Here is a 9,974-nt window from a genome sequence, read left to right as displayed (position 1 = left end):
ATTCCTGCTTTCAGAGAGAAAGGTGTTTGGAAGATCAGCGAGAATTTTGAGTATACACCTGCAAAGATTTAAATATAAAAAAATGAAGGGGGAAATGGGAGGGGTTTTGTACTCTAATTACGCAGAGTCGCCGCTGGGGAGTTGGGGCTGGGAGATCAGATTTCAACGTCAGGATTTTTTTTGAAAAATATTCGGAGTTTGTCCAAGAGGGGCAACCATATCTTCAATTCACGTTATGCAAAAGGAATATAACCGGAGCCTAACCGAGAAGTCGAAAATTCAAACCGAAGTCACTCCGGCTATCCAGGAATTTTTAGGTGACTACAAAGTGAAAACCTATGAAGACTTAGTCGCCCTTCTTAAACATATTCATAGCTCTCTTGAATTTAGGAATTACAATGATGCAACCAAGGAGTATGCCGACAGTATTCAGTGGAAACGAACAGCCTCAGAGATAGTCGAGGACGGTTATGTCTATAAGGGTAAGGCCTGTTCTGATTTGGCTCTGATTTTTATTGCCCTCTGCAAAGCAGCTAGTGTTGATGCTCAACTGTTGAAATTGATCAGACTTGATGGCAAGAGCACTCATACGATTGTGGAAATACAACTGGAAGATGGATGGTATCGACTCGATACTTCAAATAACGGCTCCGTACCATTTAAAGGTTACTTAGCTGATGAGCAAGTGTGGAATAAAAACTGGGAAGGTGGTTGGAAGGTTTGGAAAAGGGGTCCTGATTTGTGGAGCATGGGTCTCGACAGTATTGATAGTGAGGATAAGGTTCGTGAGGAATAAACAATTATAATAACGTTTGTTTGAGAGTCGATTGAGGTATTTTGCCTTTCAGTAAGGCGCCAATGTTGCTGACGCTGAGCATGGTCCCACTATCGAATAGGCGGCAGATTAGCGCTCTAGCGAATAAGTGTGTACCATTAAGCTCATGACAGCACCTCTTAAATCAGCTGCATTTCTCAAAGCAATCACAGGACCGGATGATGAGCTTAATGACGAGAAGTCTCAGATTGCATTTATCGGCAGGTCGAATGTAGGAAAGTCCTCGCTGATTAACTCACTTACTCGACATAAGGGTCTTGCACGCACGAGCGCGCTCCCGGGGCGGACGCGCGAGATTATTCTTTTTCGTATAAATAAATCAGTCCTATTTGTTGATCTTCCGGGGTATGGGTATGCAAAGGGGTCAAAGCGCGAACAAGAGCAGATCCAACTTTTGATTTATTGGTATTTGTTCCAGTCGGGGTATGCGCAAAAAAAAGTTGTGCTCATAGTCGATGCGAACATCGGACTGACCGAATCAGACCGAAACATGCTCTATAGCCTAAAAGAGCACCATAAAGATATAATTGTTGTCGCAAACAAAATCGACAAACTAAAAAAGACTAAGATTAAGAATGCGCTGGAAGATATTCAGAACATCGTTGGGCGCGAAATGGTGATTCCATATTCCGCAAAAAAAAATATCGGCACGGGAATCTTAATGCACGAGCTACTCACATAGTTGATTTAGTTAAGATAATTGACAGTTTCAATGTTCACTAATAAAATACAAGCCGTAGATCCAACATAGTGTGTGATTATCATAAGGAGATAGAGAGTGCCCACTCCCGATGAATTGATTGATGCCGCATTGAACGGTCATGACCCGCGGAAGTATGATAAATTAAAGGATTTACTAGGAATCCCTCAGGAAGAAGAAGAGGTGGAGCAGAATCCTTCGCAACCCTCCTCCTAGTATTGGGGTAAAAAGTGAAGTGATTTATGAATATACCAAAACAACCATCTTTTTTGTTTACTTCAGAATCAGTAACCGAAGGTCATCCGGATAAAATCTGCGATCAGATTTCCGATGCGATTCTCGATGCTTTAATCGCCCAGGATCCGTATTCTCGCATCGCCGTTGAAGCTTTTACAACTACGGGCTTGGTGATCGTGGGTGGAGAAGTGACAACCGAAGGGTTCGTTGATGTGCAAAAAACTGTACGATCAGTGCTGCGATCGATTGGGTATACCGATCCTTCCTATGGCATAGATTTTGAAAACTGCGGCGTTCTAGTATCGCTCCATGAACAGAGTCCTGATATAGCACAAGGGGTGATAACAGATAAAAGGGTTCATGGTGCCGGTGATCAGGGGCTTATGTTTGGCTATGCATGCAGGGAAACACCCGAATACATGCCACTACCGATTATCTTAGCTCATAAGCTTGCAGCGCGTCTTGCTGAAGTGCGGAAAGATGGTACCCTGCCATATCTACGGCCTGACGGCAAGTCACAAGTAGCTGTGCAGTACCAGAATGGCAAACCGATGAGGCTTGCTAATGTTGTACTTGCCGCTCAGCATGATCCTGACATTTCACTTGAGCAAATCCGTACAGACTGTATTAAAGAAGTGATTATACCCGTCTGCAAAGACTATATTGATGAGAATACGCAGTATTTTATCAATATGACTGGACGATTCGTAGTTGGCGGCCCCCATGGGGATACCGGGTTAACAGGGCGAAAGATTATAGTCGATACTTATGGCGGCAAGGGGCGGCACGGTGGTGGATGTTTTTCCGGTAAAGACCCAAGTAAAGTAGATCGGTCGGGTGCCTATATGGCTCGTTATGTTGCTAAAAATATCGTTGCAGCGGGGTTAGCAGATACTGTCGAGGTACAAATAGCTTATGTTATCGGAAGAGAACAGCCAACATCGGTGATGGTTGATACGTTTGGAAGTGGTAAGCTGCCCGATGAAATAATCGCTGAGCGGGTGATGCAGTATTTTGACCTAACACCCGAAGGAATTATTACTCATTTGGATTTGCGGAAACCCATCTATGCAAAAACCGCCGCTTATGGGCACTTTGGCAGGAATGAAAACGAATTCTCATGGGAGTGTACCGATAGAGCGACTGATTTTTTCACATTTTGCCATAATGGATAAAACGAGTTTTTGTTTTGATTGAAATCGTGATAGTATACAGAGTGTTTCACTCAGCATACTATGGCACGAATGAGCAGTGAAGAAAAATGCATTGCTATCATGATTCGCAAAGACATCGTTTCTAAGGATGATGTTTTGGCATTGAAAAAATCGATTAAAGGAACAAAGCAGGATTTGTTCCCGGCCCTTTTAGAACAAAACAACCTATCTGAAGAAAAACTTGGAGCACAGCTTGGCAAAGCTCTTGGTGTTCCCTTTGTTGATCTTGTCAAAGAAACAATTGAAGAAAATGTTTTTTATCTCATTCCCCAAATTGTTTCAGAAGCAAGCGGAGTTGTAGCGTTTGGCAGAGGAGCGGAGGGTATTCGAGTGGGAATGATCGATCCGGAAGATCTTTCTATGCGGCATCTTCTTGAGAAGCGGTTTGGCGAACCCATTATTGTCTATGTCATCACTCCCAAAGGGCTTGCAAAAGCAGTGGCGCAATACAAGGGCAGCTTGATAGAGGTATTTAAAGGCATCTATCAGCGCATAAAAAACCTTTCGCTTTCCCGTGAAGAACGAGACAGTGCCATTGTTGAGCTTGTAGATTCGATCGTCCACTATGGTTACAAAAATCGCGTATCAGACATCCATGTCGAACCGTCTTCTCGAAGAATTCTTGTGCGATTCCGCATCGATGGCGTTATGCACGATGTTTTGGAAATGCCAAAAGAACTAACCGAGCTGATTGTAACACGCATTAAAATTCTTTCCCGAATGCGTACCGATGAACATCGAGCAGCTCAAGATGGAAAATTCCGTTTTGCTACCGATGGCGAAACAATCGATGTCCGCGTATCGGTTGTGCCCGTAACCTATGGAGAAAATGTCGTCATGCGCCTTCTTTCCAGTAAAGCTCAGCAGTTTAATCTCAATGATTTGGGATTTTCTGAAAATGATCTTAAAAAAACTCAGCGCGCTATTCGAAAACCCTATGGCATGATCTTGGTGACAGGACCAACCGGCAGCGGTAAAACCACCACGGTATACGCTATTTTAAAAATTCTCAATAAACGGGATGTTCATATTATTACCATTGAAGATCCTGTGGAATATGATATTGAAGGCATCAATCAGATCCAAGTAAATGCCAAAACCAATCTGACTTTTGCCACCGGGCTGCGTTCTATTTTGCGCCAAGATCCGGATATTATTTTAGTCGGTGAAATTCGCGATGAAGAAACAGCCGGCATTGCTATCAACTCTGCAATGACGGGGCATTTGGTGCTCTCAACGCTCCACGCAAATGATTCTGCAACAACACTGCCCCGACTTCTCGATATGAATATTGAACCGTTCTTGTTGGCAAGTACGGTGAATATTGTGATTGCTCAACGTTTGGTGAGAAAAATATGCGAAAAGTGTCGCGAATCGTACACCATAACACCGGAAGAAAAACGGCTTATCGAAGATGAAACACTTCTTAAAGAACGCATCCTTGCCCATAACGTAAAGTCTATCGCTCACATCCAATGGTACCGTGGAAAGGGATGTGCTCTTTGCAGCCAAACGGGGTATCGCGGGCGCTTAGGTATTTACGAGGTCATGCAGCTTGATGATATTCTTCGCGAAGCAATCCTGCGCCGCGCTTCAAGTGAGGAACTCATGGATGCTGCTGTGAAGGGTGGCATGACAACAATGCTGGATGATGGCATTGATAAAATATTTTTGGGCATCACGACTTTTCAGGAGGTGATTCGAGTTACCCGCACATAAGAAGAGTATGGTAAAAAAAACCAAAAAAAACCCTCTTACCATGTCACTTGGCGGCGTTTCGCTTTCCCAGCGAACGTTATTGGCGCGGCACCTTGCAATTATGCTGAAGTCAGGGCTTTCAATCACCGAAGCTTTGCATATCGTGCAAGATTCTGCGCATGGAACATTGAAGTTCGTTCTCGATAATGTTTCTCGTTCTGTTACTGCAGGCAGATCATTTGCCGATGCACTCTCAGATCATAAAAAGGTATTTTCTGGGTTATTTGTCAGTGCTGTGCGCGCCGGAGAAGTATCAGGCACACTCGAAACGAATCTTGAGCACCTTGCATTGCAGCTGGAAAAAGATCGTGCAGTTATTTCGAAAGTGAAAGGCGCGCTCATTTATCCCATTATCGTACTTATAGCAACGCTTGTATTGGGTCTTGTGATAGCATTCTTTGTGTTGCCGCAAATCACGCCGCTGTTTACCGGACTTCGGATGGAATTGCCGATTACGACACAATGGCTTATTGCTTTTTCAAAGCTTGTTGAGCAGCACGGAACAGTGCTTCTTGTTGGTGTTATTGGCGGTATTATTTTTTTGGCATGGCTGCTGAAGCGGCGTTTTATTCGCCCCTATACGCATTGGTTTTTTCTGCGGATTCCAATCGTCAAGCAAATTACGCAAGCGGCAAATCTTGCCAGATTTTCAAGAACACTCGGAATGTTGTTGAAAAGCGGACTGCGCATTGATGAAGCGCTTGATATTATGAAACAGACTCTTGAAAATTTCTATTATAAATCTGCAATGCAAGAGCTTGGCATCCGCGTTACAAAAGGAAGCGCACTTCATGAGATATTGGATCAATATCCTATTCTTTTTCCTTCGGTTCTTGTTCATATGGTGCGCGTTGGAGAGGAGTCGGGCAAGCTTGAGGATACGCTGCTCTACCTCGGAGAATATTATGAAGCAGAAGTGGATAGCGCAACAAAAGCGCTCTCAACTGTCATAGAACCAGCTCTCCTTATTTTCATAGGCCTTGCAGTGGCATTTTTGGCTCTCTCAATTATTACTCCAATTTACAATATTACAGGAGGGGTAAAAAAATGAAGTACGGTTTTACGCTTATTGAGCTTTTGGTCGTGAGCGGCATCACTCTTCTATTGGTGGCAGCAGCATTTCCCATCTATTCAAATCTTCAGGTAAGTTCGCAACTCAACGAAGGAGCAGCTCAACTTATACAAAATCTGAGGCTTATGCGTACCATGAGCGCAGCACGCCTTCATAACATTCCTCATGGGATCTATTTTGATAGTAATCCTACCGGTCCCGATCGCTATGTTGTTTTTCAGGGGACATCCTATGCGGCACGAGAACAGGGCTATGACCGAGTTGTGCAGTTGGATTCTGCAATCTCACTTGCGCCATCATTAACCCAAGGATCTCAGGAAATTGTTTTTTCAAATACATTCGCTCTTCCTTCGGCTACGGGAACAGTTATTCTCACGCATAGCGTATCAGGTGCTCGCACACTTTCTATTAATGGCGCAGGTAAAGCTGAATATGAATAAGAAAAAAGGGCAGGCCATTCTTGAAATTGTCATTGCTTTAGCTATTTTTTCTTTCATTGCAATGGCACTCGTCTCGCTTATGCTGGGTTCGCTTCATGGCGGTCAACAAGGTTCCCAGCATTTAGAAGCTGATGCCCTTGCCCAAGAGGGTCTTGAAGCAATTCGTTCAATACGCGATGGAGCATGGAATGAGCTTCCAGCCACGCCAAGCGGAGTTGCAATTTCGGCAAATCAATGGATTGCATCGGGTGCGAGCAATTCAATCCCACCCTTTACTCGTACGATCACCGTGAGTGATGTGTGCAGAACATCTCAAGGAGATAGTGCTTCATGTCCGGCAAGTTATACGGATCCCCATACGAAATATGCAGAGAGCCGCGTTGATTGGACAACGCTTGAGAATACGCCAAATAGAGTTGTGAGAAGTTCCTATCTTACCAATTGGGATTCATCAGTATGGACACAGACAGATTGGGTGGGCGGCGCAGGACAGAGTACATGGCTGCTTCCCAATCGTTATGAAAGCGATGATGGGCATGCGCTCACTACTATTGCGGGTCAAGTTCAGATTGCACCAAATATCGGGAGTGGCGCGTGGTCGCTCCATACGGAATTGCCTCAGGGGCACCATATTCGGGGTGTAAGCACAGTATCGGCAAGCGACATGTGGGCAGTGGGTGATAACGGGCTTATTGCCCATTACAACGGTACGGCATGGACGGAAGTATCCTCACCCCATGGGGATAGAATCAATGCAATCCATATGCTTTCACAGAGTGACGGCTGGGCGGTAGGAGATGGGGGTAAGATCATTCACTATAATGGAACTGCATGGTCATCTGCTATATCTCCGGCAACAGACCATCTTAATAGTGTGTATTTTTTAAACCCGTCTGACGGCTGGGCAGTTGGCGCTGCCGGTAAAATTTTTCGCTATAACGGTGTTAGCTGGTCAGAGTTTGCCGACACCGGCGGTACAGAATGGAATGATGTGCAGCTGATAAGCGCTACGGACGGTTGGATGGTTGGTAATCAAGGCTTGATCTATCACTGGAACGGTGCGGCATGGGCAGAACATACGGATACCGGCGGCACGGTATGGAGTGCACTCCATATGATTTCAGCGCTTGATGGCTGGGCAATCGGAGATCAGGGATTGATCTATCATTGGAATGGTATTGCATGGTCGCAAGCTGAGGATACGGGAGGCAATAATTGGAACGCTATTCATTTTTCCTCTACAGTCCATGGATGGGCTGTGGGAAACGGTGGAGAAATCCTTCATTGGAACGGCGTTTCATGGCAGGAAGCCACATCTCCAACGACGAACAATCTGCGTGGAGTTAGTGCGTTGTCACTAACATCAGCATGGGCCGTAGGCGATGGTTCGAAAATTTTTCGTTATGTAGCGAATGCTTATTATGCACAAGCGACACTCGTATCATCAGCATTTTCCCTGAGCGATTCCTCTCCTGTGACTGTTATTGAGTGGGATGAAGCAGTGCCTGTATGCACTCCTGCCTGCGATGTGCGTTTTCAGGTACGTACCGCGCCGGATAATGGTGGCATTCAGGGAGTTTTTGGATCGTGGTATGGCTCTGCAGGAGTTGATACGTATTTTTCCGATCCTCGAGGATCGGTGATATCCAGTGCCGCAAATAATAATCGATGGGTTCAATACCGAGTCATTCTCGATGGAGATATGCAGAACACGCCGACTCTTAATGAAGTTCGGATATATTATAAATGATCCGTATGTTCAACCGGAAATCAAAAGGCTTTACGCTTTTTGAAACAATAATCACTATTGCTCTTTTGTTAGCGATTGCCGGAAGTTTCGGAGGTTTTATGGTATCGCTTCTTTCCACACGGTCATCACTGGAAAGCATGCAGGAAGTCGATGAAAATAGTCGGATGGCACTGGATATCATGAGTCAAAAAATTCGGAGCGCCACAGGTGTCAATACTGGAGCATCAACATTTGATGCTGATCCTGGCGTGCTTGCACTTTCGATGGCAGACCCGGCAGTCAATCCAACAATATTCCGTCTTGATCAGGATAATGGCATACTTACCATGCAGGAGGGTGCAGCTCAACCTATTGCTTTGACGACTAATGAAGTTCAATTATCCCAATTACTATTTTCATTGCTTTCGGGTTCAACAGAACGCGAAAACGTTCGTATAACTATTGAAACGCAGATGCGTTCTCAAGATGATTCGTATGTTTCATTCACACACACATTTCAAACAGCCGCATCGGTCCGGCAATAAGAGGGGAGTTTCACTTCTCATTGCTGTTATTATTCTTGGCTCATCGCTGTTGATTATTTCAACAAGTGCGCTTGTGATTGGCCTTGGCCAAAGAGAAGGTAGTTATGTGGGTGAACGCGGTGGCGAAGCGTCGTCATTGGCAGATGGATGCATGGAAGAAGGATATATTCGTATTCGGCGAGATGTACTCTGGGGGCTCAGCAGTCCTGTGCCCTTCACAGCACCGAATGGCTCCTGTACACTACAGGTTGCTAATCTCGATGCTACTACGCGAAGAATAGACGTGACTGCCGTGGTGGCGGGACATACAAAACATATTCGATCGCAGTATTCGCTGTTGGGAGCAGTTCCCGTGGTGCTTTCATGGGAGGAGAGAAATGATTGATTTTTTTATATATGTTTGAAAAACAGGCACTAGGATTGGATATAGCTGACCACACTCTTGAAGCGATTGAACTTCGAAGGTCTGTTTTTTCGCACATACCCACTGTTGTAAATCGCGCACGCATGTCATTGGAGAAAGGAGTAGTAGAGCACGGGCGTCTTATAAATAAAAAAAAGCTTCTCGAGGCTCTCTCATTGCTTTGGCAGAGCGCTTCCGGGCAGCCGCTTTCGATGCATGACATTGTGGTAGGAATACCAGAGCGCCAAGTGTATACTTTCGTAGCTCGTTTTGAGGTCTCAACGCCAGCGGCACTAAATGAACAGATACGTGATACTGCACTCTCTACCATTCCGATCGAAAAAGACGATCTTATTTATTCTTCAAAAATTATTTCAAAGAAAGATACTGCCGTCGATGTGCTGATATATGGCATGAGCCGTGAAGTGCTCCAGGAATGGAAGGATTTTTTTGACACAACACCTTATCGAGTTGCTGCATTTGATCACGAACTTCTTGCTATCACGCGTGGGCTGTTTGGCAGCCAACCTCACGAACCTCTCTGTATTGTTGACTGTGGCGCAGAAAGGACAAAAATTGCCATATGCTCGTCGCGAGGCCTTGAATATATACACTCCCTTGAAATCGGCGGCGATTTTTTCACTGAACAAATTGCGAAGTCACTTGATGTTACCAAAGAAGAAGCCGATAGGATTAAACGGGAAGAGGGTCTTGAGCCCATTTCTCGGCGCGCTCTGTTTGAAAAACTGCTCCAGCCTATTATTGATGAAATACTCACTGCATGCTCATACTATGAGGTAGGCATGAATGCAACAATCACCAAGATACTTATTGTGGGTGGATCAGCGCGCCTGGTGGGATTGCCGGAATATCTTCAAGAGAAAACACAGCGGACTGTTCAGCGCGGAGCGTCATTCCTTGAACCCAATCACAATGCGGATACAACCGATCATCTTCATTATATCGAAGCGCTTGGATTGGCATTAAAAGGCGTGAGACTTGGTTTTTGGGAACGCGAGCATCCTTCTTTTCGTCTCTAGA

General features: G+C 45.0%; 11 protein-coding genes. All 11 read left to right on the top strand.

Going from position 1 to position 9,974, the window contains the following annotated elements:
* Nucleotides 1-184: hypothetical protein (locus tag AAB400_03460; protein ID MEK7648949.1), on the top strand; the 184-nt coding region annotated here is incomplete at its 5' end.
* Nucleotides 185-235: 51 nt separating this feature from the next.
* Nucleotides 236-796: a hypothetical protein gene (locus AAB400_03455; protein MEK7648948.1), complete on the top strand. Its 561-nt coding sequence runs from the start codon at nucleotides 236-238 to the stop codon at nucleotides 794-796.
* Between the two features lie 145 nt (nucleotides 797-941).
* Nucleotides 942-1,517, top strand: a complete 576-nt coding sequence (gene yihA, locus AAB400_03450) for a ribosome biogenesis GTP-binding protein YihA/YsxC (GenBank protein ID MEK7648947.1) — start codon at nucleotides 942-944, stop codon at nucleotides 1,515-1,517.
* 260 nt (nucleotides 1,518-1,777) lie between these two features.
* Nucleotides 1,778-2,947 (top strand): methionine adenosyltransferase, encoded by a 1,170-nt coding sequence (metK, locus tag AAB400_03445; GenBank protein MEK7648946.1) that lies wholly within the window; start codon nucleotides 1,778-1,780, stop codon nucleotides 2,945-2,947.
* Between the two features lie 60 nt (nucleotides 2,948-3,007).
* The gene (locus AAB400_03440) at nucleotides 3,008-4,705 is read left to right on the top strand and encodes a GspE/PulE family protein (protein MEK7648945.1); all 1,698 of its coding nucleotides are present in this window, start codon (nucleotides 3,008-3,010) and stop codon (nucleotides 4,703-4,705) included.
* Nucleotides 4,706-4,712: 7 nt separating this feature from the next.
* Nucleotides 4,713-5,795: a type II secretion system F family protein gene (locus AAB400_03435; GenBank protein MEK7648944.1), complete on the top strand. Its 1,083-nt coding sequence runs from the start codon at nucleotides 4,713-4,715 to the stop codon at nucleotides 5,793-5,795.
* Entirely contained in the window at nucleotides 5,792-6,256 is a 465-nt protein-coding gene (locus tag AAB400_03430; protein ID MEK7648943.1) for a prepilin-type N-terminal cleavage/methylation domain-containing protein, read from the top strand. Before AAB400_03435 ends, AAB400_03430 begins: the two co-directional genes overlap by 4 nt.
* Complete coding sequence (locus AAB400_03425; protein ID MEK7648942.1) at nucleotides 6,249-8,006, top strand: hypothetical protein; 1,758 nt, start codon at nucleotides 6,249-6,251, stop codon at nucleotides 8,004-8,006. The genes AAB400_03430 and AAB400_03425 overlap by 8 nt, the downstream gene beginning before the upstream one ends.
* Before the next feature lie 5 nt (nucleotides 8,007-8,011).
* On the top strand, nucleotides 8,012-8,530 hold the full coding sequence (locus AAB400_03420; protein ID MEK7648941.1) for a prepilin-type N-terminal cleavage/methylation domain-containing protein: 519 nt from the start codon (nucleotides 8,012-8,014) through the stop codon (nucleotides 8,528-8,530).
* The gene (locus AAB400_03415; GenBank protein ID MEK7648940.1) at nucleotides 8,481-8,915 is read left to right on the top strand and encodes a hypothetical protein; all 435 of its coding nucleotides are present in this window, start codon (nucleotides 8,481-8,483) and stop codon (nucleotides 8,913-8,915) included. The genes AAB400_03420 and AAB400_03415 overlap by 50 nt, the downstream gene beginning before the upstream one ends.
* 11 nt (nucleotides 8,916-8,926) lie before the next feature.
* On the top strand, nucleotides 8,927-9,973 hold the full coding sequence (gene pilM, locus AAB400_03410; GenBank protein MEK7648939.1) for a pilus assembly protein PilM: 1,047 nt from the start codon (nucleotides 8,927-8,929) through the stop codon (nucleotides 9,971-9,973).
* The last annotated feature ends 1 nt before the right edge of the window (nucleotide 9,974 follow it).

The sequence above is a fragment of the Patescibacteria group bacterium genome, from assembly GCA_038065255.1.
GTDB lineage: Bacteria > Patescibacteriota > Patescibacteriia > JACQRZ01 > JACQRZ01 > JBBTRI01.
The sequence above is the reverse complement of the archived record's forward strand: the minus strand, read 5'-3'. Positions and strand labels throughout refer to the sequence as shown.

Bases quoted from the DNA above. Each gene is read 5' to 3' on its own strand.
- AAB400_03455 (MEK7648948.1), top strand. From the start codon at position 236: ATGCAAAAGGAATATAACCGGAGCCTAACCGAGAAGTCGAAAATTCAA.
- yihA (MEK7648947.1), top strand. From the start codon at position 942: ATGACAGCACCTCTTAAATCAGCTGCATTTCTCAAAGCAATCACAGGA.
- metK (MEK7648946.1), top strand. From the start codon at position 1,778: ATGAATATACCAAAACAACCATCTTTTTTGTTTACTTCAGAATCAGTA.
- AAB400_03440 (MEK7648945.1), top strand. From the start codon at position 3,008: ATGGCACGAATGAGCAGTGAAGAAAAATGCATTGCTATCATGATTCGC.
- AAB400_03435 (MEK7648944.1), top strand. From the start codon at position 4,713: ATGGTAAAAAAAACCAAAAAAAACCCTCTTACCATGTCACTTGGCGGC.
- AAB400_03430 (MEK7648943.1), top strand. From the start codon at position 5,792: ATGAAGTACGGTTTTACGCTTATTGAGCTTTTGGTCGTGAGCGGCATC.
- AAB400_03425 (MEK7648942.1), top strand. From the start codon at position 6,249: ATGAATAAGAAAAAAGGGCAGGCCATTCTTGAAATTGTCATTGCTTTA.
- AAB400_03420 (MEK7648941.1), top strand. From the start codon at position 8,012: ATGTTCAACCGGAAATCAAAAGGCTTTACGCTTTTTGAAACAATAATC.
- AAB400_03415 (MEK7648940.1), top strand. From the start codon at position 8,481: ATGTTTCATTCACACACACATTTCAAACAGCCGCATCGGTCCGGCAAT.
- pilM (MEK7648939.1), top strand. From the start codon at position 8,927: ATGTTTGAAAAACAGGCACTAGGATTGGATATAGCTGACCACACTCTT.